Here is a 23,070-nt window from a genome sequence, read left to right on the forward strand (position 1 = left end):
TAGCGAAGCTAGGCTAGGAGTGTGGGAGGCCTTTTTCTGTTTCTTTGTAAGAAGAAAAACATATCAAAACCTATTTAAAACAAAAAGCTTGTAGAAAAACATGGGTTTCTCTACAAGCTGATCATCTAACGTGTTCTGCTAAATGATGGTTTCACTATACACTATCTGTAAAGGCGCGTCAAGCTGTCAAGAGAAAAAAATAAACTTTTATGATTTTTTAAGGGATTTTATTGAAATCGTTTTCAATTTATGGCTATTCACGCCCATTTTCCCCATATTAAAAATGAAACAAACTAAAGGTCCATCCGTATATAAGAAAGCTTGATATCACCGAAAATGAAGAGGAGTGTTTTTCGTATGAATCGTTATTCGATCGATGAGTTTGTGGCGCAAACAAGGCAGGAGGACAAAGGGGAGGGGCTGTTTGAACTGGAAACACCGCGCCTTCTCGAAGTCAACCTTGATGGAAGAGTGTGGGCGAAGGCCGGTTCAATGGTCTCCTACAGGGGAAAAATCAAGTTCGAACGCGAAGGTGTCTTTGAGCATGGCCTTGGCCGCATGATGAAAAAAGTATTCAGCGGGGAAGGCACTTCACTGATGAAAGCGGAAGGAGACGGCAAACTGTATCTTGCCGATCAGGGAAAAAAGATATCAATTTTGAATTTGCATGACGACTCCATTTTTGTGAATGGAAATGATCTTTTGGCATTTGAGCCGGCGATCAATTGGGATATCAAACTTATGAAAAAGATCTCAGGTGTTCTGGCCGGCGGGCTGTTCAACGTCAAATTGGAAGGAACGGGGATGGCGGCGATCACAAGCCATTATGAACCGCTGACTTTGATCGTTACACCCGACAGCCCGGTCTATACCGATCCAAACGCAACTGTTGCATGGTCGGGCGGCCTTCAGCCTGAATTCGTGACAGATGTATCGTTAAAAACATTCATCGGCAGAGGGAGCGGAGAATCGGTTCAAATGAAGTTTTCCGGAAGCGGCTTTGTCGTCGTTCAGCCGTTTGAAGAAGTGTACTATTCAGAGTCTTAGGCAGCCAAGAAAAAAACACTTGCTAAAAACAAGTGTTTTTTTCTTGAGCGGGATTATGAAAGAGCCCCGACAGCCTGCTTTTTGTTTATAATGATTTCAGACTGCTCAACAATATCAGTCAAAATGACTTCAGATGAATTGGATAAGTGCAGGCTTTTGATATTTTGCTTCATTTCGTTTAATCTCTGTTCGTCCGCCAAAAGGGAGGACACGGATTCGAGAATCTCCTCATGCCGGTTGACGACGATGGCGGCGCCTCTGTCTTCGAAGAACAGTGCGTTTTCTTTTTCCTGTCCGGGGACCGGTTTGTACAAGATGACCGGTACGCCGATGGCTGTCGCTTCCGTAAGCGTAATGCCGCCGGGCTTTGTGATCATGCAGTCGGCGACTCTGAACAGCTCGTCAATTCTTTCGATATATCCGAGCGTTTTCAGCTTGTCGGGATGCATCGCTTCAATTTCCTCCAACGACGTTTTCAACGGCGTGTTTTTGCCGCAAACGACGACGACTTGGACATCTTCTTTAGTCACCAGGGATTCGCACAGTTCCTTTACATTTTTAAGAACGCCGTGGGCGCCCGCCATGATCAAAAGGATCTTTTTATCCGGAGACAGCTGATATTTGGCATAGACCTCTTTTGTGTCCATTTCTTCTTCAAACTGCTTGCGGATCGGAATACCCGTAATTTTGACTTGATTTGGATGAGTGCCGATTTCAAGCAGCTTTTCCTTCACATAATCTGTCGCGACATAGTATTTATCAATATGTTCATGGACCCAGATTTTATGAAGGCAAAAATCCGTCATGACATTGAATGTCGGAATGACTTTTCCCATTCTCCGCCTGTATTCAGGCACGACAATCATCGGGAACGTATTGATGATGATATCCGGCTGATGTTTTTTGACAAGCTGATCAAGCCGTTTATTCCCCATTTTAAAATAGATATTAAACTTTCTTTTATTGTAAATTTTATCGACGCCATAGTAGAAAAGACGATAAAACTGTTTTCCGATTGAAAAGCTTTTCAGATAGAGATACTGCGTTATTTCAGAGACAATCGGGTTTGATTCCTGATACAAATTTGAAACAGTTACATTCTTAAAACCGAGCCTTTCACACTCTTTATAGAGCGTTTTGGCTACTTGAACATGGCCATTTCCGTAATTTGCAGTCAAAATTAATATATTTTTGTTGGTATTCAAACATATTCACCTCAATTAATTCAAACAACGAGAGCTAAAATCATAACATAACAGGAGTCAATGTCCAATCATACCATACCATAAATATTATTTTAATTATAAATGAAGAACAAGAATTAAGGTATTTTTAAAGTTTGGTTTGAAAGGAAAGCACTGGTTCCTGGGACTTTCTTCTTCCGGGAAAGATCCCGAAACAAGCTGATTGATGTCCTTACGCTTTTATGGAAGCGCAGCCCAACTGTATTTTAACACATTTTGCACGTCTTGCATCAGACCAGAGCATGAGAATTTCATTTCCATTCATATGGTGTTTCCTGGTACACATAATAGTTCAGCCAGTTCATGAACAAAAGGGTGGCATGGGCTTTCCAGCGGTTGACCGGTACTGCGCCGTCAGGTCCGTCTTTGAAATAGTTGACGGGCGGATCGATGCTTAAGTTTCTGGCTAGGTCTCTTTCATACTCCTCTTTAAGAGTATCGGTATCATACTCGGGATGTCCAGTTAAAAAAACCTGTTTTTCATCTTTTGAACTAATTAAACAGACGCCTGCCTCATCCGATATGCTGAGCACCTTTAAATGGGGAACGGCTTTCAGATCATCCATATTTATATCTGTATGCCTGGAATGCGGGACATAGTAGAATTCTTCAAATCCTCTGACCAATCTTTCGTTCTTTTCCAAAATTCGGTGTTCAAAAACACCGAATGTTTTTTTCGCAAGCTTTCTTTTGCGAATGCCGTAATGATGGTACAATCCCGCTTGCGCTCCCCAGCAAATGTGCAGCGTTGATGTGACATTCGTTTTGCTCCATTCCAAAATTTCCTGAAGCTCATCCCAATACGATACCTCTTCATATTCGAGATGTTCGATCGGCGCCCCGGTAATGATCATGCCGTCGAATTTTTTGTCCTTGATCGCAGCAAATGTTGTATAAAATTGTTCTAAATGCTGTCTTGCCGTATTTTTTGGTGTATGTGTAGACGGTATTAAAAAAGTGAAATATACCTGCAAAGGAGAATTTCCGAGCATTCTGAGAAGCTGTGTCTCCGTTTTGATTTTCTGCGGCATCAGATTGAGAATCACAATATTCAAAGGCCTGATATCCTGATGAAAAGCCCGTTTTTCATCCATGACGAAAATATTTTCACTTTCAAGAATCCGCTTTGCTGGCAAATCGATAGGAATGTTGATAGGCAACACGCCACCTCCGGTTTTCTCCGCTGATTTTTCTTCATTATAGGAACTTTTTGGCGATATTTCAATGTGTGAATTGTGTTACAATAAAAGAAGTGTGTGAAAATTATGGAAATCCATCATGCGATCACCTAAAAGGAGGTTCCTCTTGCTATGAAATCCCATTTATCTGACATTGAAATCGCTCAAAACACCGAATTAAAACCGATTACCGAAATCGCTCGGAAACTCTCTATAGAAGACGGAGAAATAGAGTGTTTTGGTTACACAAAAGCGAAAATTTCTTTAAACATTTTTGAGCGCTTAAAAGATAAGCCTGACGGACGGATCATATTGGTGACGTCCATCAACCCGACTCCGGCCGGCGAAGGCAAATCGACGGTGACGGTCGGTTTAAGCCAGGCGCTCTGGAAGGCGGGCAGGCAATCGATTGTTGCGCTGAGGGAACCGTCACTCGGACCGACGATGGGCTTAAAAGGGGGTGCAGCCGGCGGGGGCTATTCACAGGTTCTTCCGATGGAGGACATCAACCTTCACTTTACCGGAGATATGCACGCGATTACATGCGCGAACAACGCGTTGGCCGCTTTCATTGACAATCATATTCATCACGGAAACGAATTAAACATTGACATCAGAAAAATCGTCTGGAAAAGGACCCTTGATCTCAATGACAGGGCGCTCAGGCAAGCGGTCATCGGCCTGGGCGGCAAAGCGAACGGCTTTCCTCGTGAAGACGGCTTTGACATTACGGTAGCCTCTGAAATCATGGCTGTTTTATGCCTGGCCAGAGATCTGGAAGATTTAAAAAGACGGCTGGCGGCGATGATCGTTGCTTATACGGCCGATCAAAAGCCGGTGACTGTCGAAATGCTCGGGGTAGAGGGAGCCCTGGCCCTGCTGTTGAAAGATGCGCTGAAGCCGAACCTTGTCCAAACTGTCGAAGGTACACCGGCGCTTGTTCACGGCGGCCCGTTTGCAAACATTGCCCACGGGGCAAACAGCCTGATCGCCACGAAAATGGGGGCAAAGCTTGCCGATTATGTGGTCACAGAAGCGGGATTCGGGGCCGACTTAGGTGCGGAAAAATTCATGCATATCAAAACGAGAGCGGGCGGATTTACGCCGGGGGCGGTTGTGATCGTCGCCACGGTAAGAGCGCTGAAGATGCACGGCGGACAATCTGCCGAAGATCTGAAAAAAGAAGGGATTGATGAGCTGAAAAAAGGGATCGAAAACCTTGAAAAGCACATCGAAACCATTTCCGCCTTCGGACTCCCTTATGTGGTCGCCGTCAACAGATTCATTCATGATACGGAAAAAGAGCTTGATACCGTGCTCAGCTGGTGCAGGGATCACGGACATCCGGCAGCCCTTTGCAATGTCTGGGAAGAGGGCGGAAAAGGCGGTCTGGATCTTGCGAAGGAAGTCATCCATGTGTTGGAGAATGAAGAAAATCGGTTTTCTTATTTATATGAATTAACCGATTCGATCGAAGAAAAATTGGACAAAGTTTCACGCTTCGTCTATGGAGCCCGCGGAGTAAAATGGACAGACAAGGCGAAAAAACAGCTTGAAGAGATCAAAAAGAACGGATTGGAACAGTTGCCTGTATGTGTGGCGAAGACCCAATACTCCCTCTCAGATGATCCGGCGAAAACCGGAAGGCCGAAAGATTTTCACATTACCGTCCGCGAATTAAAACCGTCCAGAGGCGCCGGCTTTATCGTCGCGCTGACGGGAAGCATTTTAACGATGCCGGGCCTTCCTAAGCAGCCGGCCGCATTGCAGATGGATGTCGATGAAACCGGCAGAGCGAAGGGATTATTTTAAAAAGGGAGGGATCGTCATGTCGATATATGATATCCGCGTCAAAACGATTAAAGGTGAAGAAACGACGCTTAAACCGTATGAAGGAAAGGTTCTTCTCATCGTCAACACGGCCAGCAAATGCGGATTCACACCGCAATATAAACAGCTTCAGGATCTCTATGATACATATAAAGACAGGGGGCTTGTCGTTTTGGGGTTTCCAAGCAATCAATTCATGAACCAGGAACCGGGCGATGAAAAAGACATAGAAGAATTCTGCAGCATGAATTACGGTGTGACATTTCCGATGTTTGCCAAAGTGGATGTGAAAGGCGAAAAGGCACATCCGCTGTTTCGGCATTTGACGAACGAAGCAAAAGGGATGCTCGGAACGAAAGCAGTCAAATGGAATTTTACGAAGTTTCTCGTCGATCAAAAAGGGGAAAACGTCGCGCGCTTCTCTCCGCAGACCAATCCAAAAGAAATGGAAGAGACCATTCAAAAATGGCTGGGATGAATCAGCAAAAAAGGAAGCAGATCAGCCAAATGTCAAAGTGGGTAAAAGAAAAGCTCGCCGGTGAAGGGACGGGACACGATTGGCTCCATATTAAAAGGGTGCGCTCCGTAAGCCTTGCGATCGCAAAAGAAGAAGGGGCCGACCTGTTTATTACAGAAGCTGCCGCCCTCCTCCACGATGTAATCGATGTGAAGCTGTCTGACGAACACCGGGTTTCGCTTGAGGAACTGTACAGCCGTTTTGCAGACTGGAATGTAGAAGAAAAAGCTGCGGCCGCAATCATCGGCATCATCACGAAGATATCGTTCAGGGACAGAGAGAAATATAAAGATGTCAAGCTCTCAAAAGAAGGAATGTCTGTACAGGACTCCGACCGTCTCGACGCCATCGGCGCCGTGGGAATCGCCAGGGCTTTCATGTATGCCGGAGCAAAAGGCCACATGCTGTACAGCGATGGAACGCCAGAACACGACATTCCTTCCGCGCTAAAGCATTTTGATGAGAAACTTCTTCATCTAAAGGATCTGATGAACACAAAAACGGGCCGGATGCTGGCCAAACAGCGGCATGAAGTGATGCTGGCCTTTCTCAAAGAACTAAAAAACGAGTGCGCCGCCTTTAGCCAAACCGCTCTGATAGATCGAGAGCGGGGGTTATGGTAGAATAAGACCCGGATCTTTGAACAGAGGGGGACGATGATGAAAATCAAATCTATAGAACCGACACCAAGTCCAAATACGATGAAGGTGATTTTAACCGAAGAACTGCCTGCCGGTAAAAGCAATAACTATAAGAAGGACCAAGCGGATGGGGCGCCGCCGGTCATCCGGCAAATTTTGAACATAGACGGGGTAAAAGGCGTCTACCATGTCGCAGATTTCCTGGCTGTTGAGCGGAATGCCCGGTTCGACTGGAAAGACATTCTCCCGGCCGTTCGTTCCGCCTTCGGAATGGAGGAAGCGGAAGAAAGCGATTCAGCTGCTCAAGAAAAAGAATCGTTCGGCGAGGTTAAAGTATTTGTGCAGATGTTCAGCGGAATTCCGATGCAGGTCAAGCTGACCGATGGTGAGCGCGAAGAACGCTTTGGCTTGCCGGAGCGGTTTCAGGAGGCGATTCTCAAACTGAAAACGGCGTCTAGCAATGTCGTCCTTGAGCGTTCCTGGAAGGAACAAGGCGTCAGATTCGGCGATTTCTCCGAAATCGGCCGAGAAGTGACAGAAGAGCTTCAAGCTGCTTATGATGAAGAACGCCTCCGGAAACTAACGGAAGCCGTCGCTTCGCAGGACAAAGGCAGCGAAAGGCAATCCTTGCAAAGAAAATCTTATCAGGTCACACCTGATATGCTTGATGATGAAGATTGGCAAAAACGCTATGCCCACCTGGAACAAATGGATCCGAAGAAAGAGGACATTCCTGTGCTCGAAAAAGCGCTCCATGATCCGAAAACATCGATCAGAAGGCTGGCCGTCGTTTATTTGGGTATGATCGAAACGCCTGAAGTTCTTCCGCTTTTATACAAGGCGCTCGAGGATAAAACGGTCACCGTCAGAAGGACTGCGGGAGACTGCCTGTCAGACATCGGCAGCCCTGAAGCCATCCCGGCGATGATAAAAGCGTTAAAGGACCCGAACAAGCTCGTTCGCTGGCGGGCCGCGATGTTTTTATACGAAGTCGGCGATGAAAGCGCCCTTCCCGCTTTAAAAGAGGCCGAAAATGATCCGGAGTTTGAAGTCAGCCTGCAGATCAAAATGGCGATCGAACGGATTGAACACGGTGAAGAAGCGAAAGGTTCCGTCTGGAAACAAATGACGGAAAGCCGCAAGAAAGAAAACGGGTAAAGGCGCTGTTTCCAGCGCCTTTTTCTAATGGAATACTATTCCATTATGACCTGTTCCGAACAGAGGACGGGACAAAATCAAGGATTCTGTCAAAAAATATGACTTTTTCTATAAAAATATTTCGAATATTGTTGAAAAACAAACAGAAAATATATATAGTAGTTAGCAATCATATGGAATGTGGAGGTTCTGATATTGGGGAATGATTGACAAATGAAGCCGCCATCTTGAGGGAGATGCGGCCGATGGACCGTTTTTAAAACTGAATATTCAGAAAATAAAGAATGTAAAAATGTTTAGGAGGATCACCATGACAGGTTTACGCAGTGACATGATAAAAAAAGGGATCGACAGAGCACCGCACCGCAGCTTGCTTCGTGCGGCAGGGGTAAAGGAAGAGGACTTCGGCAAACCGTTTATTGCCGTATGCAACTCATATATTGATATCGTACCGGGTCATGTCCATTTGCAGGAATTTGGAAAAATCGTCAAAGAGGCCATCAGAGAAGCCGGCGGGGTGCCGTTTGAATTCAATACGATCGGAGTCGATGACGGGATTGCGATGGGGCATATCGGCATGAGATACTCCCTTCCGAGCCGGGAAATCATCGCCGATTCCGTTGAGACGGTTGTTTCCGCTCATTGGTTTGACGGGATGGTATGTATTCCAAACTGTGACAAAATCACCCCGGGGATGATCATGGCAGCGGTGCGGATCAATATTCCGACCGTTTTTGTCAGCGGAGGTCCGATGGAAGCGGGAAGAACGAGCGACGGACGGAAAATCTCGCTTTCTTCTGTATTTGAAGGCGTCGGCGCCTATCAATCTGGCAAAATCGATGAAAAAGGGCTTGAGGAACTTGAACAGTTTGGCTGTCCGACATGCGGATCATGTTCGGGAATGTTCACAGCCAATTCGATGAACTGCCTTTCCGAAGCCTTGGGCATCGCACTGCCGGGCAACGGCACCATCTTAGCGACGTCACCGGACAGAAGAGAGTTTGCCAAACAATCGGCCCGCCAGCTGATGGAGCTGATCAAGGCGGATTTAAAACCGCGCGACATCGTCACGGAAAAAGCGATTGACAATGCGTTTGCGCTCGATATGGCGCTCGGCGGATCGACCAATACGATCCTTCATACGCTGGCGATCGCCAATGAAGCGGGCGTTGACTATTCGCTGGAACGGATCAATGAGGTCGCGGCAAGGGTTCCTCATTTATCAAAACTGGCCCCGGCATCAGATGTATTTATTGAAGATCTTCATACAGCCGGAGGCGTGACAGCGGTTTTAAATGAGCTGTCTAAAAAAGAAGGCGCACTCCATTTAGATACGATGACAGTAACGGGGAAAACGCTCGGCGAAAATATTGCCGGATGTGAAGTGCAGGACTATGATATCATTCATCCGATCGACAAGCCGTTTTCAGAACAGGGCGGACTTGCCGTACTCTTCGGCAACCTGGCGCCTGACGGGGCGATCATTAAAACCGGCGGCGTCCAGGACGGCATCACCCGTCATGAGGGTCCTGCTGTGGTGTTTGATTCGCAGGAAGAAGCGCTCGACGGCATCATCAACCGCAAAGTCAAAGCGGGAGACGTTGTCATCATCCGCTACGAAGGGCCTAAAGGCGGACCCGGAATGCCTGAAATGCTCGCCCCGACTTCTCAGATCGTCGGCATGGGGCTCGGGCCTAAAGTCGCGCTGATCACGGACGGCCGCTTTTCCGGAGCTTCGCGGGGGCTTTCGATCGGCCACGTTTCTCCGGAAGCGGCTGAAGGCGGACCGCTTGCTTTTGTAGAAAACGGCGACCATATTGTCGTGGATATCGAAAAGCGGATCTTGAATATTGAAATATCAGATGAAGAATGGGAAAAAAGAAAAGCAAACTGGCCGGGCTTTGAGCCAAAAGTGAAGACAGGCTATCTCGCCCGCTATTCCAAGCTTGTGACATCTGCCAATACAGGCGGAATTATGAAAATCTAACGGCGGACGTTTGAAATTCTCCCCCCTCTATAGTATCCTTTACATCAGTAGTTAAAGGTTTATAGAGGGGGCTTTTATATGTCAACAGCTTATGAAGAATACATGCGTCAGCTCGTTCTGCCAATGCGTCAGGAATTGGTCCAGGCCGGTTTTAAAGAGCTCACGACAGCAGAAGAAGTGGAACAGTTTATGGAGGCCAGCGAAGGCACGACTTTCGTTGTCGTCAATTCAGTCTGCGGATGTGCCGCAGGACTGGCCAGACCTGCCGCCGTTCAGGCCGTCAGCTCAAGCGAAAACGGTCCTGACGAGACCGTTACCGTGTTTGCCGGACAGGATCGTGAAGCTACGGCGAAAATGCGGGAATACTTTGAAGGGTTTGAGCCTTCTTCTCCTTCTATGGCTTTGCTGAAAGGAAAAGAAGTCGTCCATTTTATCCCGCGTGAAGAAATCGAAGGCCGCGAAATGGCGGAAATTATGAAAAACATCACGGACGCGTTTGAAAAACATTGCTAAAATGCCCTCCAAAAGGGCATTTTTTATGGAGAACATATGATTGTCACGACAAGCTACAGACCGAATGAAGCCACCATATCTGCGGCAAAAAAGATCAGCCGGACGCTCAATGGCCGGTTTTCTGAACGGAGAAAACGGCCGATCCGACTCATTCAGGAGACGGAGCAGGATGAAGTTCTTGTGGTCGGGAAAGAACGTTTTGAGCTTTATTTTGCAGACGGAGAAAAGTTCTTCTTCCATCCGAATTCGGCGATGTTCCGCGCCAAGCGGTTGTTAAAAGGGGAGGCGGATCCGTTTATCGAAGCGGCTCAGCTTAAACCGGGCGACACGCTCCTTGATTGTACGCTAGGCCTTGGTTCAGATGCGATGATCGCAAGCCTTGTGACAGGTGAAAAGGGAACAGTCCGCGGCATTGAAAAAAGCCCGCTTCTGGCCTTTCTGGTGGAAAACGGGCTTGAGACATGGGAGACGGATCTCACACCTTTAAACGAAGCGATGAGAAGAATTCAAGTTATTCAAGGCGACAGTTTAAAACATTTTCAACAGCTTGCTGATGATTCGGCCGATATCGTCTACTTTGATCCAATGTTTGATGAAGCAATCAAAGAATCTGACGGCATCGCCCCTTTAAGAAAACTGGCGCATACCGATTTCTCGTTTGCCGGCTGTGTAAGTGAAGCACTGCGGGTAGCCAGAAAAAGAGTCGTCCTGAAAGACCACTGGAGAAGTCCGCGTTTTGAGACATACGGCTTCCGTGTGAAAAGGCGAAAAACAGCCCTGTTTCATTACGGCGTCCTCGAACCTGAATCTGAATGATTAAACACCCAAAGCTAATCGCCTTGGGTGTTTTTTAATCGGCGATTTCCATGACGATAAAATAAGCGAGCGTTACCAATGAAGCAGTGATGAATAGTCCTTCTACCATAAAGGATCACTCCCAGTTTTGGAATTTTCACCTTTGATTGTAAACGTTTTATCGTAAAAAGAAAAGGCGCGTTTCTCATATACGCCGGATAAAACGAATGAAATATTCTGAAAATAATGTTGACAATTGCTGTTTGCTCCTATATGATTGCAAATAATGACATCAACACAAAGCGAAGAATGGAAATAGTAGAAGGTTTATAATCTTTTCAGAGAGCCGATGGCTGGTGTGAATCGGCAGTTATACCCTTTGAACTCATCCATGAGCTGCACCCTGAAACAGACGGAGTAGGGGATGCCGGAATTCTCCCGTTACGAAGATAGGCGGTGATAGCCGCCGAATTTGAGTGGATTAATGTGAATTGATTAATCAATTAGAGTGGTACCGCGAGCAATGCCTCGTCTCTATTTCATAATAGAGACGGGGCTTTTTTTATACAAGAAAGGAGTGTTTTTTATGGAAAGAAAGATTTGGGTGTTGGATACGACTTTGAGAGATGGTGAGCAGGTCCCGGGGGCTAAGCTGAATCTGTATGAAAAACTGGAAGTCGCTCACCAACTAAAAAAGCTTCAAGTTGATATGATTGAAGCCGGTTTTCCTTCATCATCAGCTGGTGATTTTCATGCCGTCAAAGAAATTGCCGCCAAAGTGGGCAAAGCGGATGATGTTGTCATCACGGCGCTGGCAAGAGCAGTTAAAGCAGATATTGATTCGGTTTACCAAAGTGTGAAACATGCTGAACATCCGCTGATTCATATCGTCTTAGGCACATCGGATATTCATGTGGAAAAGAAATTCGGCAAATCAAAAAGCCAGATCATGAATATCGGCGTGGATGCAGTAAAATATGCCAAAACCCTTCTGCCGGATGTGCAGTATTCAACAGAAGACGCCTCACGCTCTGATTTCGAATATTTGTGGGCGACAATTGAAGCTGTTGTCAATGCAGGGGCAACGATCATTAATGTGCCTGATACTGTCGGGTATGCAGAGCCTGAAGAATTCGGGGAATTGATCTTTAAAATCAATGACCGATTGAAAAATATAAATGATCAAGTGCTTTTAAGCGTCCATTGCCACAATGATCTCGGCATGGCGACAGCGAACACACTTGCAGCCGTTAAAAATGGCGCTGATAAAGTGGAATGTACGGTGAACGGTATCGGCGAACGCGCCGGGAATGCGGCCTTGGAAGAAGTGGTCATGGCGATGAAGACACGTTCGTCAGTCTACAAAGGCTACACCAATATTCAAACGGAAGAATTGATCAATACCTCCAGGCTTGTTAGCAGTTTTATGGGGCTTGATGTACAAGTGAATAAAGCGATTACGGGTGAAAATGCGTTCGCCCACTCTTCCGGCATACACCAAGATGGTTTATTGAAATCGAGAGACGCTTATGAAATCATGAACCCGGCCGACGTCGGTCTTGATGATATGGAACTTGTTTTAACCGCACGATCAGGCCGTCATGCCGTGAAAAACGCGCTTGAGAAATTGGCCTTAAACCAGTTGACCCAGACGCAATTTGAAGAAGTTTTCGAAGACTTTTTAGAACTGGCGGATGCAAAAAAAGAAGTCTATCACCATGATTTGTATGTGATCGTTGAGAATTATTACAAAAAACACAGTGTGCACGCTCAAGAGGTGGAGCACATCAGCCAGCACTTTTATGAGCTGATGGATTTGCAGGTGATTTGCAATCCTCATTTCCCCTCTGCGAGTGTGAAAATGAAAAAGGGCGGGCAGGTGCTGCAGAAGAGTGCGACAGGTACGGGTCCCGTCGATGCTCTATATTCCGCAATAGCTGACATCAGTGAATTTGATACTAAATTGATTGAATACAACATCAGCAGTGTATCAAGAGGCAAAGAAGCATTAGGAAAAGTGAAGATTCAGGTGGAATACATAGGGGAGAAATACACAGCCAAAGCGACGGATACGGATATCATGAAAGCCAGTGCATGGGCTTATATTCATGCGATAAATTGCATGGTGGTCGATCATTTACTTAAAGTTGAACAATAGGTGAAGTAACATATCTTATATCGTGCCGGCCGGCGCATCGGAACGGACAGATTGCAAAAACGATGATATTCTAAACGTAATCCACCCGGCCGGTCATGAAAGCTCGAACATTTTGGCGGCCGCAGTGCATCTTGAAGGCGGATTTTCAATTGACACCAGGCGAACGAAGTTATAATAAAATCAAGCGGGAACAGAGATTCCCCGGATCTTGATTTCTTCGTATTTTTTCTAAGCGATTTCCCGACCATCAGCTTTTGAATGACTGAAAATTCAACATATGATAGAATAAGAGAAAAAGAATGTCAATAGAAGGGAACCAACCAGTCATGAAGATGTGGATGAGAAAAGCTCTTGTTGCCTTGTTTACAATTGCGACATTCGGTCTTGTTTCTCCTCCTGCCGCTTTAATGGCGGACAAGCCGACAGAGCACCAGAGCATCAAAGAAACCGGGTATACGGCTGTTTATCAAAAGCGGGAGGAAACCAAATCCGACGGGGAAGAGGCATCTGAATCCTCTTTTGACGCCTATAAGGATGAAATGCTGAATGCCGCGGAAGATCAATCGTTTGCCAAATTCGGAAACCGGATTTCGCCCGTCATCGAAGAGGAGTACAGACAGGACGTGCTGCCTAAAATCGAAGAGATCATCGTCAGCCATCTCATGACGCTGAAGGACAATGACGCATATCAGGATCTGGTGGTTTCCGGAAAGCCGACAGCGGGAAAATCGGAGAAAATCTTCCACGTCTACAATCGAAAAACCGGTGAAGACGTGCTGCGGTTTCATGTCCGCCGGGACAAGCCTCCGCATGAAGGCTACTGGTTTAATTTCCATTACCACACCGCAGAAGACGGCTTTCAGACACATCATGATCTCGGAAGTATATACTGGGATCAAAACACACCGCCCAACTGGATGAGCCACTAAAGGAGATGGATAACAGATGAAGAAATATACGATGAATGAAATGGTACATCTCACAAAAGACATGCTCAATGAGCGGGGAGTCAAGATTGAAGACATCGCGCTCATCGTTCAAAAACTTCAGGAAAAATATCATCCCGATCTGCCGCTGAGCGTATGTGTCGAACATGTCGAAAAGGTGCTGAATAAAAGGGAAATCGTCCACGCCGTATTGACGGGAATCGCGCTTGATCAGCTCGCAGAGAAGAAGCTTCTGCCTGAACCGCTCCAGTATTTGGTTGAAACAGATGAGCCGCTTTATGGAATAGATGAGATCATTCCGCTTTCCATCGTCAATGTTTACGGATCAATCGGTCTGACAAACTTCGGCTATCTTGATAAAGAAAAGTTTGGAATCATTAAAGAATTGGATGATTGTTCTGACGGCGAGGTTCACACTTTCCTTGACGATATCGTGGCCGCCCTTGCCGCTGCTGCTGCGAGCAGGATCGCCCATACGTCTCAGGATCATGAGGATGAAGTCCGGGAAGAAAAGACCGGCGTCAGGAACTGATGAAAAGTAAAACCCGCCAAACGGCGGGTTTTTTTGCGGGCAATTTTTGCTCGATTTATGAAAAATGTCTTGTTTTTCAAAGCTTACTCGAGATACACTACAAAAGGATGAAAAAACTGAAACAAAAGCGGGATTTATGCCGTCTTATGTTTAGTAAACGGGAAACAGAGAGAATTGGACAGGAACGGGGAATTCTGCAGTTCGTTCGGCACCCTGGTCATATTCAGGCCTCCAGCAAGGTTTGCCTCTAACAACAAAACTCCACCTTTTACATCATTGTTCACTAAATGATTATAACAAAGGAGACAACGGCACCATCAGGCATTGACCCGTAACCCGCATATGAATTGATTAAGGAGGCTGTATACGCATGATCTCATTTATCTTTGCAATGGACAGAAACCGTCTGATCGGCAGAAACAATGATTTACCATGGCATCTGCCGCAGGATTTGAAATACTTTAAAAAGGTGACAACCGGCCATCCCGTCATCATGGGAAGGAAAACTTACGAATCAATCGGAAGACCTCTGCCCAACCGGAAAAATCTAGTGGTTACGTCTAATCAGGCGCTGAATCTGCCGGGCTGTGAAGTGCTGCATTCACCGGAGGAGGCGGTTCGGTTTGCAAATCAACAGGACGAAGAATGTTTTGTCATCGGCGGTTCAAAACTATATACAGAGCTCCTTCCTTATGCAGATAAACTGTATGTGACAAAAATCGATGAAACATTTGAAGGGGACTGCTACTTTCCGGCATTCAGCGAAGATGAGTGGGAAATCATTTCGAGGCAAAAAGGTTTAAAAGACGAGCAAAACCCTTATGACTACGAATTCCTCGTTTATCAGAGAAAAGGATAGAGGGGAGGGATTTTCATGATTCGCTACGGTTTCCTGTTGATTTATACGGCCTATATGTTCTTGAAGCATATCAGGCTGTTGGGCGAGCTTCGGACGCTCGACCCGCGGCTTTCTTACGCCAATCAGATGAAGGCGGTTTATGACAAGCCGAAATCCTTTTTGCGCGGATGTATCGGCCTCACCGGTTCGACTGTTTCGATCCATCAGTTCGGCAAAACGCCGGCCGGTCCCGTGCTTTATGTCCATCCAAAGCCGGGCCTTCGAGAGCTCGCGCTTCTTGTCGGACACCTTGACAAAACCGCTTCTTTTTTCGCAAAGCCGCGCGCATTCCGCTATCCGCTTGTCAATCAATGGCTGAAAAAAATGGCGGTGCTGAACAAACACACGGATAAGGCAGCAGCCATTGAAGAAATAGAAGAGCTTTTGCGCAAAGGGCAAAGCTTTATCCTCTCTGAAAATGACGGCGTTGACTACAAATCCATATCAAAAAGGCTCGGTGTTCCGATCGTTCCGGTTGAGACCGATGGAACACGGGACATGGTCAAGGGGTCGTTTTTTAAAAGGCTCAAGCCTGTTGATATCGATTTGACGATTCACCCCGGCTACGTCGTTTCCGATAAAAAGCAGCTTCAGGCTTAGCGGACGCATTAAAAAACAGGCTGAGAAGCCTGTTTTTTTAATACTTAAATAAATGGGACGTTCGCGACGTAAAAGAGGACACAGAAAAACATCGAGGCGCTGCCGCCGAGTACAAACGTATGCCAGATCGCATGGTGGTAGGGGATCTTTCTCCATAGGTAAAAGATCGTTCCGACCGAATATAAGACGCCTCCTAATAAAAGCAGGGCAAAACCTTCTCCTGTCAATGCCATATAAAGCGGTTTGATCGCCACGATCGCCATCCAGCCCATCAATAGATACATCAGTGTACTGACGACGATAAACCGTTTGACAAAAAAGATTTTAAAGATGATGCCGCAAAGAGCCAAGCTCCAGACGACCGCCAGCATCGTATAGCCGAGCGCGCCTTTAAGCGGACCTAGGAGCAGCGGGGTATAGGTGCCCGCGATTAATACATAAATGGCTGAATGGTCAATGATCTCCAGGATGTCCTTTGTTTTTTTATGCTGAATGCTGTGCAGAAGTGTCGAGCTTAAATACAGAAGCAGCATCGAAGCTCCGAAAATCGAAAAGCTGACAACATCAAGCGGGCTGCCGTAGCGTACGGCGAAAATCACTAAAAACACAATCGCGGGAATCGACAGCAAGACGCCGAGTCCGTGTGTGATGGCATTGGCAATTTCTTCTTTGATCGTGTACAACATCAATCACCCTTTCTATTCTTGAACAATGTGATTTTTTAAAGAGCTTAAAAAGCGCAGGCCTTCAAGCGTGATTTTTGTGCCGGCTCTGCCGCGGCCTTTTGTAACAAACTCTCTTTTTTCCAAATAATCCAGCCTGCTTCGCACTTGCTGCGGAGTGAGCACTAACTTTCCGTTTTTACTTCGTTCGGACAGCACTCTGCGGCTGGCCGGCTCCCCCTTTTCATTCAGCTGTTTAATCGTTTCCAAAAGGTAGGCAAACTCCTCTTTTTCCATCAAAGTCAGCGATTTTGCCGTTGTTTTTTTATCTTTTGATTTTTTCTTTTCAATCTGTTCCCTTATAGCGGGCGGTGTGTCATAAAGCTGTATCGTTTTTTGATCAGAGACGGTTTTCATGTAATCCGCCATGTTTTTCAACTCTCTTACATTACCTTGAAACTCATACTGCTCAAGCGCCTTCCAAACGACAGGATCGACATATATGTCATGATCTCCGCTTTTTAGAAAATGATGCATGAGCAGCGGGATGTCGCTTTGTCGCTCAGCAAGAGAAGGCAGCGGCAGGTCAAGGACATTGAGCCTGAAATACAAATCTTTGCGAAACTCATGTTTCTCTACCTTTTCCGAAAGCGGTACACTTGATGCGGAAATCAGCCTTTTATTCAACCCTTTTTCAATTGAATCCAAAAGCCTTGCCTGAAGGGGCAAAGACAGGCCCCACACTTCGTCAAGAAACAGGGTTCCGGGTTCATCATTTGCCGAATGGAAAAGCGCTTCTGCCTGAGCGTCCTCTTTCAGCGTGCTGCAGCCGACGTGGACGAAAGGCCCCTTTTTGTACGATGATTCATCATGAATGGCTTTTGCAAACAGCTCTTTGCCCGTCCCGGTTTCTCCGTGTATCAGAACCGGCAGATGGGAGTCTGCAAATTTTTTTGCTCTGTTTTTTGCCTGTAAAAAAGTATCGCTTTCACCGATTAGTTCGGTGAAGTTCGAAGTTGGCGGTTTCGTATGCACCATAGTTATGCTCCTTTTGGTTCTAATTGGTTCTATTATAACACCCAATTGAAACAAATAAAGGTTTTTTTGAAAAATTTTCAGCGCTGGCGTCTGTTTCGATGAGTGCATGAAACACTGCTGGCTGTCGTATATATAGAAAATCGGGGGAAACTGTGTTATATTCCGTAATTGCCCTTTAAATTTTGAATATTCATGATATAATGGCGTATTAAATAAAGCTTTAAAAAGAAAGGATCTTAATACATGAAACCGTTGCTTAAAGAAAACTCTCTCATCCAAGTCAAAGATATTTTAAAAGCACACCAAAATGTGAAAGATGTTGTGATTCATACCCCTCTTCAAAAAAATGAGAGGCTGTCTGAGAGGTACGACTGCAACGTTTATTTAAAAAGGGAAGATTTGCAAGTTGTCCGTTCATTCAAGCTGAGAGGCGCATATTATAAAATGAAGCAGCTTTCCAAAGATACGACGAAAAACGGTGTCGTCTGCGCGAGCGCCGGAAACCACGCCCAGGGAGTTGCCTTCTCGTGCAAGCATCTCGGCATCCACGGAAAGATTTTTATGCCTTCAACAACCCCGAGACAAAAAATTTCCCAGGTCGAATTGTTTGGAAAGGAATATGTAGAAATTATTCTGACCGGTGATACGTTTGATGATGCATACCGGAGCGCTGTTGCCTGCTGTGAGGAAGAAAAGCGCGCGTTTATCCATCCGTTTGATGATCCCGCGGTCATGGCCGGACAGGGAACAGTCGCCGTAGAGATTTTAAACGACATCGAGGCTGAGCCGCACTATTTATTCGCAAGCGTCGGAGGCGGGGGGCTTCTTTCAGGAGTGGGTACCTATGTGAAAAACGTGTCCCCTGAGACAAAGCTGATCGCAGTCGAACCGAAAGGAGCACCTGCGCTTTTTGAGTCCAACAAAAAAGGCGAAGTGGTAACACTTGAGAAGATCGACAAATTCGTTGACGGTGCAGCCGTGCAAACAATCGGTGAGCAGACATTCAAAACGCTTGAAACCGTCGTCGATGATATTCTGCTTGTACCGGAAGGCAAAGTGTGCACGGCCATTCTTGAGCTATATAACCAGTGTGCGATTGTCGCTGAACCGGCCGGAGCTTTGCCGATTGCCGCTTTAGATCTGTACAAGGATGAAATCAGAGGGAAAAATGTCGTTTGTGTGATCAGCGGCGGAAATAATGACATCGGCAGGATGCAGGAAATTAAAGACAGATCGATGATGTACGAAGGGTTGCAGCATTATTTCATCGTCAACTTCCCGCAAAGGGCCGGGGCTTTGCGCGAATTTTTAGATGAGGTGCTCGGGCCAAACGATGACATCACCCGGTTTGAATATACAAAGAAAAATAATAAGAGCAGCGGGCCGGCTCTTGTCGGTATCGAACTGAAGCAGCGCGAAGACTATGACCCGCTGATCGAAAGAATGGACAAAAAAGGGTTCCGCTATCTCGAAGTGAATAAAGATGAGGGTCTGTTCAATCTGCTCATATAAGAATTTTTTTTGAATATTACGCATGATTCTAAAGACAACAGCTTTGGAGATTATGTATAATAAAGAAAATATCAAAAATGAGGATTGATAGCTTGTTACTTAAAAGCCTAGAGTTCAAACGATCGGATGGACAGCAGGTGAAGGTGACGGAAATACCCCTGTTAAAAGAGGATGACCCGCATTTTTTCATGGCGAAGCTGAGGCTAGAGGCTTATTTGAAAGAGCTTTATTGCTCGAAGCGCAAAAGGTGTGTCTACTCCTTCAGGGAATACTTAAAAAGAGCGCTCAAATGGCCGGATTACTTGGCCATTTACCAACAGGAAGAACTGAAGCATAATGCATAGCATGTAAAAGCATTCTTTGCCGGCTAAGACCCGAGCCGCTCTAAGGCATGAAGCCGGCAAAGAATTTTTCATGCGTTTTTTTGCCAATCACCATGATCTACACCATATGAGACCGACAGGATGTGAAGGGAATTGACAAGCATCAAAATTGTAACGGATTCCACAGCTGACCTATGCGAAGAAACACTGCGCAAATACAACATTTCCGTGCTGCCGCTTTCCATCGCGATAGACGGTACGGTTTACAGGGATCGGCTGGATATTCAGCCGGATGAATTTATTGCAAAAATGGAGTCCGCAACAGAGCTTCCGAAAAGCTCACAGCCTCCATTAGGCGCGTTTATCAAGCTGTATGAAGAACTCACGGCAGACGGGAGTGAGCTGATCAGCATCCACCTGTCCGGTGAACTGAGCGGGACATTCCAAACGGCTGTAAGCGCTTCAAAAATGGTCGATGCCACGATTCGAGTGGTGGATTCCATGTATATTTCAAAGGGTTTGGGCTTTCAGGTTTTGCGAGCTGCGGCCTTGGCTAAGCAAGGCCTTACAGCCGATGAGATCATCAAAGATCTCGAAGACGTAAGAAACCGGACGTCCTTATACGTGACAATCGACCATTTCGAAAACTTGATCAAAGGCGGACGTATCGGCAGAGGGAAAGCGCTGATCGGTTCACTGCTCAAAGTGAAGCCGATTGCAAGGCTTGAGGACGGCATCTATACGCCTGAAAAAAATGTCCGCAGTACAAACCAGCTTGTCCGTTATTTAACAGGCCGATTTCTTTCAACTGTCAAAGGGAAAACAGTCCAGGCAATCGGCATCGCCCATGCAGATGCTTTAGATCTGGCAAACAGGCTCAAAGCTTCTTTGCTTGAGCATTTTCCGAGAGCCGATATTGATATTTCATATACAACGCCGATTATCTCGGTACACACAGGCAAAGGAGCGATCGGGTTTACCTTTTACACGGATTGATAAAGGGGATGAAAGGATTTGAAAAACGTTCTCGGCACGTTTGCATTAGGTATGCTCATCGTGATGTTAAGCGCCTGCGGAACCAGCAAAATTAAAGATTCTTTAAATTATGATGTACAGGCCTTTTCGTTTCAAAATCAAGATCAAAAAACGGTGTCTCTTGAAAGCTTAAAAGGGGAAGTTTGGATCGCCGATTTTATTTTTACGAATTGTGAAACGGTTTGCCCGCCGATGACATCGCATATGGCAGAGCTGCAAAAACAAATGGAACAAGAAGATGTACAAGCAAGGATTGTCTCATTTAGTGTCGATCCTGAAAATGACACCCCTGAGAAATTGAAGAAGTTTGCCGCTAACTATCCGCTCACTTTTGAAAACTGGGACTTTTTAACGGGGTATTCGCAGGAAGAAATTGAAAAGTTTGCGCTGAAAAGCTTTAAAGCGATCGTCAAAAAACCGGAAGATGATGACCAGGTGATCCATCAAACCTCATTCTATTTAGTCGATCAGAACGGGAAAGTCGTCAAGGATTATAATGGGGTGAAAGATACGCCATACAGCGAGATCATCGCCGATATTAAAACACTTGAAAACCGTTGAGAACAAAGGCGGAGGCAAAAAAGCCTGTTTCCTGAAAATCTGGAAAACAGGCTTTTTTTAACACGTTGCAAACGATTTTCAAAAGAATGAAAACATGGTACACTTTTTTTTAGGTTATTGAAGGAAGGGGCATCCTTATTGAAGATACGTTTTTTATCAGTCATGATGGCCCTCGTCTGTCTGCTCTCAGCCTGTGCAGAGGGTCATGCGGGCGCTGAAAAAACAGTGGCAGCCCCCAAGCGGGATATTGTGATCGCCGCTGTGGGTGATTCTCTGACAGAAGGGGTAGGCGATCGAGAAGAAAAAGGGTATGTCGGCGAGGTGGCCGACAAGCTTGAAAAGCGCAGCGATGTCAAATCGGTTACGGTGAAAAACTATGCCGTTAAAGGGTCCCGGACTGATCAGCTGCTTAAAAAACTGCAAGATAAAGAGGTTCAAGAAGGCCTTAAGGATGCGGACTATATTTTGTTTACAATCGGCGGCAATGACCTGATGAAGGTGGTTCGGCAAAACTTCGCCCATTTAACACTGAAGCCTTTCCGCACAGAACAGAAGGCATTTGAAAAGCGGTTTGTGAGCATTCTAAAAGAAATCAGAAAGCAAAACAAAAGCGCCGAATTGATTTATGTCAGCATGTACAACCCGTTTAAATTTACATTGTCTGAACTGAAAGAAGTTGACCAAGTCGTAGGGGAATGGAATCTAGGGGCTGAAAAGAAACTCAAAAAAGTTGAGAATGCAAAAATGGCCGATATCGCTGATATATTCGAAGAGTACAGTGATAAAAAAAAGATTTCAGAAGATGAATTTCACCCAAACCAATACGGGTATTCATTAATTGCCAAACGCGTTTATGAACAAATCGAAGAAGAAGACCTCTGAATCAGAATTAGGTGAAAATATGAAGAAGTGGAAACGTCTGTTTTTTATTTTGGCAGCGGCTAATGCGATCATTTTGGCCGGGATTTTGATTCTCCTGTTCCTTCCCGGCGGCCAAAAATACCCCGGCAAGACGCCAGCGCCAAGCGAATATGAACTGAATGTGACCAGTACGAAAGAGTCTTTGGCGGCATTTATTAATACGTATTTGGAAAAGGAATCGTCGCCAGATCTTGACTACAAAATAGAGATTGATGACGAATTCCACATTGTCGGTGCGATCCGCGCCTTTTCATCAACGGTCGATGCAAAGGTTTCCTTCCGCCCGGCGGTTGAAAAAAACGGAGATGTGGTTTTGGATGTTACAAAATTCTCGATCGGCAGATTGAATGTTCCAATATCCGTTGTCTTAAATTATATGGACCAATTTTATGATCTGCCGCCCTTTGTCCATGTCAGAGCTGATGCCAAAGAAATTCAGGTTCGTCTGTCGGAAATGCCGCTTAAAAACGGAATGTATATCAAAGCCAAAAACATTGATTTAAAACAGGATCAAATCGAATTTGTTTATTATCAGCCGGCTGCATCATCAGATTGATAAGCTTGATGTAAGCTTTTAAAATGAAAGAAAATAAGAAGCAATGGATCTGTTTTGTTTCAATACTGGGGTGAACGTATGGAACGTATTTATGGATATTTCAGCTTTCTGTCGCTGTTATTTTCATTTTACTTCGGCGGTCTCGCCGCCTTCAGTTTTGTCGATGAACATATGGATAAGATGTATTTGAATATCGGTTACTGCGCTTTATTTTTAAGCATTATGATCTTTACACTTGAGATGAAAAAGCACAAAAAAACAGAGCGGAACGACCAATAAAAAAGAGACTTTACGTCTCAGGCTGTCGAGAAAATCTCGACAGTCTTTTATTTTTCCCTTAAATCATCCATTTCTTCATTTTATAATAAAGAAAAGGACTTAAAAGGAAGGTGTTTTGCTAATGTTCTACACCAGAAA

Annotated in this window: 24 protein-coding genes and 1 other annotated feature; of the genes, 20 read left to right on the forward strand and 4 right to left on the reverse strand. The window is 45.6% G+C overall.

What is annotated here, in order from left to right; translation table 11 throughout:
- Positions 1 to 357: 357 nt before the first annotated feature.
- Positions 358 to 1,047, forward strand: coding sequence for an AIM24 family protein (locus tag ACINLD_RS21705; protein ID WP_026587546.1), 690 nt, complete (start codon positions 358 to 360; stop codon positions 1,045 to 1,047).
- Between the two features lie 53 nt (positions 1,048 to 1,100).
- Here the strand turns inward: ACINLD_RS21705 and ACINLD_RS21710 are convergent, their stop codons facing one another.
- Entirely contained in the window at positions 1,101 to 2,252 is a 1,152-nt protein-coding gene (locus tag ACINLD_RS21710) for a diglucosyl diacylglycerol synthase (protein WP_026587545.1), read from the reverse strand.
- 290 nt (positions 2,253 to 2,542) lie between these two features.
- Positions 2,543 to 3,451, reverse strand: a complete 909-nt coding sequence (gene metA / locus ACINLD_RS21715) for a homoserine O-succinyltransferase (RefSeq protein WP_026587544.1) — start codon at positions 3,449 to 3,451, stop codon at positions 2,543 to 2,545.
- Positions 3,452 to 3,601: 150 nt separating this feature from the next.
- On the opposite strand from metA, the gene ACINLD_RS21720 reads away from it, so the two are divergent.
- From ACINLD_RS21720 to ACINLD_RS21775, 12 genes are all read left to right on the forward strand, one after another.
- On the forward strand, positions 3,602 to 5,281 hold the full coding sequence (locus tag ACINLD_RS21720; RefSeq protein ID WP_026587543.1) for a formate--tetrahydrofolate ligase: 1,680 nt from the start codon (positions 3,602 to 3,604) through the stop codon (positions 5,279 to 5,281).
- Positions 5,282 to 5,297: 16 nt separating this feature from the next.
- Positions 5,298 to 5,777 carry a glutathione peroxidase gene (locus ACINLD_RS21725; RefSeq protein WP_026587542.1) on the forward strand — a complete coding sequence of 160 codons (480 nt, stop codon included), beginning with the start codon at positions 5,298 to 5,300 and terminating at the stop codon, positions 5,775 to 5,777.
- Entirely contained in the window at positions 5,765 to 6,439 is a 675-nt protein-coding gene (locus ACINLD_RS21730; protein ID WP_306292014.1) for an HD domain-containing protein, read from the forward strand. Before ACINLD_RS21725 ends, ACINLD_RS21730 begins: the two co-directional genes overlap by 13 nt.
- A gap of 36 nt (positions 6,440 to 6,475) precedes the next feature.
- On the forward strand, positions 6,476 to 7,615 hold the full coding sequence (locus ACINLD_RS21735; RefSeq protein ID WP_026587540.1) for a conserved virulence factor C family protein: 1,140 nt from the start codon (positions 6,476 to 6,478) through the stop codon (positions 7,613 to 7,615).
- A 310-nt stretch (positions 7,616 to 7,925) separates the two neighbouring features.
- Positions 7,926 to 9,602 carry a dihydroxy-acid dehydratase gene (ilvD, locus tag ACINLD_RS21740; protein WP_077736597.1) on the forward strand — a complete coding sequence of 559 codons (1,677 nt, stop codon included), beginning with the start codon at positions 7,926 to 7,928 and terminating at the stop codon, positions 9,600 to 9,602.
- Positions 9,603 to 9,680: 78 nt separating this feature from the next.
- Complete coding sequence (locus ACINLD_RS21745) at positions 9,681 to 10,115, forward strand: BrxA/BrxB family bacilliredoxin (protein ID WP_026587538.1); 435 nt, start codon at positions 9,681 to 9,683, stop codon at positions 10,113 to 10,115.
- 36 nt (positions 10,116 to 10,151) lie between these two features.
- Positions 10,152 to 10,931, forward strand: a complete 780-nt coding sequence (locus ACINLD_RS21750; protein WP_077736598.1) for a class I SAM-dependent methyltransferase — start codon at positions 10,152 to 10,154, stop codon at positions 10,929 to 10,931.
- Positions 10,932 to 11,206: 275 nt separating this feature from the next.
- Positions 11,207 to 11,449 (forward strand) — a binding site (T-box leader).
- Between the two features lie 47 nt (positions 11,450 to 11,496).
- The gene (locus ACINLD_RS21755; protein WP_077736599.1) at positions 11,497 to 13,068 is read left to right on the forward strand and encodes a 2-isopropylmalate synthase; all 1,572 of its coding nucleotides are present in this window, start codon (positions 11,497 to 11,499) and stop codon (positions 13,066 to 13,068) included.
- A 326-nt stretch (positions 13,069 to 13,394) separates the two neighbouring features.
- Complete coding sequence (locus ACINLD_RS21760) at positions 13,395 to 13,997, forward strand: YpjP family protein (RefSeq protein ID WP_077737216.1); 603 nt, start codon at positions 13,395 to 13,397, stop codon at positions 13,995 to 13,997.
- Positions 13,998 to 14,013: 16 nt separating this feature from the next.
- Positions 14,014 to 14,547: a phosphatidylglycerophosphatase A gene (locus ACINLD_RS21765; protein WP_026587534.1), complete on the forward strand. Its 534-nt coding sequence runs from the start codon at positions 14,014 to 14,016 to the stop codon at positions 14,545 to 14,547.
- Between the two features lie 370 nt (positions 14,548 to 14,917).
- Complete coding sequence (locus tag ACINLD_RS21770) at positions 14,918 to 15,406, forward strand: dihydrofolate reductase (protein ID WP_026587532.1); 489 nt, start codon at positions 14,918 to 14,920, stop codon at positions 15,404 to 15,406.
- A 15-nt stretch (positions 15,407 to 15,421) separates the two neighbouring features.
- The gene (locus ACINLD_RS21775; RefSeq protein WP_026587531.1) at positions 15,422 to 16,045 is read left to right on the forward strand and encodes a lysophospholipid acyltransferase family protein; all 624 of its coding nucleotides are present in this window, start codon (positions 15,422 to 15,424) and stop codon (positions 16,043 to 16,045) included.
- A gap of 44 nt (positions 16,046 to 16,089) precedes the next feature.
- Here ACINLD_RS21775 and trhA read toward each other — a convergent pair whose 3' ends face one another.
- Together trhA and ACINLD_RS21785 are read right to left on the reverse strand one after the other, a co-directional pair.
- A complete protein-coding gene (gene trhA / locus ACINLD_RS21780) occupies positions 16,090 to 16,728 on the reverse strand; it encodes a PAQR family membrane homeostasis protein TrhA (RefSeq protein WP_077736600.1) in 639 nt (212 codons plus the stop codon).
- A gap of 15 nt (positions 16,729 to 16,743) precedes the next feature.
- Entirely contained in the window at positions 16,744 to 17,742 is a 999-nt protein-coding gene (locus ACINLD_RS21785; protein ID WP_372709717.1) for a sigma 54-interacting transcriptional regulator, read from the reverse strand.
- Positions 17,743 to 17,988: 246 nt separating this feature from the next.
- Between ACINLD_RS21785 and ilvA the strand changes: the two genes are divergently transcribed.
- From ilvA to ypmT, 7 genes are all read left to right on the forward strand, one after another.
- A complete protein-coding gene (ilvA, locus tag ACINLD_RS21790; protein ID WP_026587528.1) occupies positions 17,989 to 19,257 on the forward strand; it encodes a threonine ammonia-lyase IlvA in 1,269 nt (422 codons plus the stop codon).
- Positions 19,258 to 19,349: 92 nt separating this feature from the next.
- The gene (locus tag ACINLD_RS21795; protein ID WP_026587527.1) at positions 19,350 to 19,601 is read left to right on the forward strand and encodes a YpmP family protein; all 252 of its coding nucleotides are present in this window, start codon (positions 19,350 to 19,352) and stop codon (positions 19,599 to 19,601) included.
- A gap of 132 nt (positions 19,602 to 19,733) precedes the next feature.
- On the forward strand, positions 19,734 to 20,576 hold the full coding sequence (locus ACINLD_RS21800; protein ID WP_026587526.1) for a DegV family protein: 843 nt from the start codon (positions 19,734 to 19,736) through the stop codon (positions 20,574 to 20,576).
- Between the two features lie 51 nt (positions 20,577 to 20,627).
- Positions 20,628 to 21,176 (forward strand): SCO family protein, encoded by a 549-nt coding sequence (locus tag ACINLD_RS21805; protein ID WP_372709719.1) that lies wholly within the window; start codon positions 20,628 to 20,630, stop codon positions 21,174 to 21,176.
- Between the two features lie 138 nt (positions 21,177 to 21,314).
- Positions 21,315 to 22,058, forward strand: a complete 744-nt coding sequence (locus ACINLD_RS21810; protein WP_026587524.1) for an SGNH/GDSL hydrolase family protein — start codon at positions 21,315 to 21,317, stop codon at positions 22,056 to 22,058.
- Positions 22,059 to 22,077: 19 nt separating this feature from the next.
- A complete protein-coding gene (locus ACINLD_RS21815; protein WP_026587523.1) occupies positions 22,078 to 22,653 on the forward strand; it encodes a YpmS family protein in 576 nt (191 codons plus the stop codon).
- A 78-nt stretch (positions 22,654 to 22,731) separates the two neighbouring features.
- Positions 22,732 to 22,932 carry a protein YpmT gene (gene ypmT / locus ACINLD_RS21820; RefSeq protein WP_077736602.1) on the forward strand — a complete coding sequence of 67 codons (201 nt, stop codon included), beginning with the start codon at positions 22,732 to 22,734 and terminating at the stop codon, positions 22,930 to 22,932.
- Positions 22,933 to 23,070 lie beyond the last annotated feature (138 nt).

The sequence above is a fragment of the Bacillus sp. z60-11 genome (genome assembly GCF_046464135.1).
Classification (GTDB): domain Bacteria; phylum Bacillota; class Bacilli; order Bacillales; family Bacillaceae; genus Bacillus; species Bacillus sonorensis_A.

Coding starts and splice junctions, on each gene's coding strand:
- ACINLD_RS21730 (WP_306292014.1), top strand. CDS start 5,765: ATGGCTGGGATGAATCAGCAAAAAAGGAAGCAGATCAGCCAAATGTCA.
- ACINLD_RS21775 (WP_026587531.1), top strand. CDS start 15,422: ATGATTCGCTACGGTTTCCTGTTGATTTATACGGCCTATATGTTCTTG.
- ACINLD_RS21805 (WP_372709719.1), top strand. CDS start 20,628: ATGCTCATCGTGATGTTAAGCGCCTGCGGAACCAGCAAAATTAAAGAT.
- ACINLD_RS21750 (WP_077736598.1), top strand. CDS start 10,152: ATGATTGTCACGACAAGCTACAGACCGAATGAAGCCACCATATCTGCG.
- ypmT (WP_077736602.1), top strand. CDS start 22,732: ATGGAACGTATTTATGGATATTTCAGCTTTCTGTCGCTGTTATTTTCA.
- ACINLD_RS21770 (WP_026587532.1), top strand. CDS start 14,918: ATGATCTCATTTATCTTTGCAATGGACAGAAACCGTCTGATCGGCAGA.
- ACINLD_RS21760 (WP_077737216.1), top strand. CDS start 13,395: ATGAAGATGTGGATGAGAAAAGCTCTTGTTGCCTTGTTTACAATTGCG.
- ilvA (WP_026587528.1), top strand. CDS start 17,989: ATGAAACCGTTGCTTAAAGAAAACTCTCTCATCCAAGTCAAAGATATT.
- ACINLD_RS21725 (WP_026587542.1), top strand. CDS start 5,298: ATGTCGATATATGATATCCGCGTCAAAACGATTAAAGGTGAAGAAACG.
- ACINLD_RS21735 (WP_026587540.1), top strand. CDS start 6,476: ATGAAAATCAAATCTATAGAACCGACACCAAGTCCAAATACGATGAAG.
- ilvD (WP_077736597.1), top strand. CDS start 7,926: ATGACAGGTTTACGCAGTGACATGATAAAAAAAGGGATCGACAGAGCA.
- ACINLD_RS21765 (WP_026587534.1), top strand. CDS start 14,014: ATGAAGAAATATACGATGAATGAAATGGTACATCTCACAAAAGACATG.
- ACINLD_RS21755 (WP_077736599.1), top strand. CDS start 11,497: ATGGAAAGAAAGATTTGGGTGTTGGATACGACTTTGAGAGATGGTGAG.
- ACINLD_RS21720 (WP_026587543.1), top strand. CDS start 3,602: ATGAAATCCCATTTATCTGACATTGAAATCGCTCAAAACACCGAATTA.
- ACINLD_RS21745 (WP_026587538.1), top strand. CDS start 9,681: ATGTCAACAGCTTATGAAGAATACATGCGTCAGCTCGTTCTGCCAATG.
- ACINLD_RS21705 (WP_026587546.1), top strand. CDS start 358: ATGAATCGTTATTCGATCGATGAGTTTGTGGCGCAAACAAGGCAGGAG.
- ACINLD_RS21815 (WP_026587523.1), top strand. CDS start 22,078: ATGAAGAAGTGGAAACGTCTGTTTTTTATTTTGGCAGCGGCTAATGCG.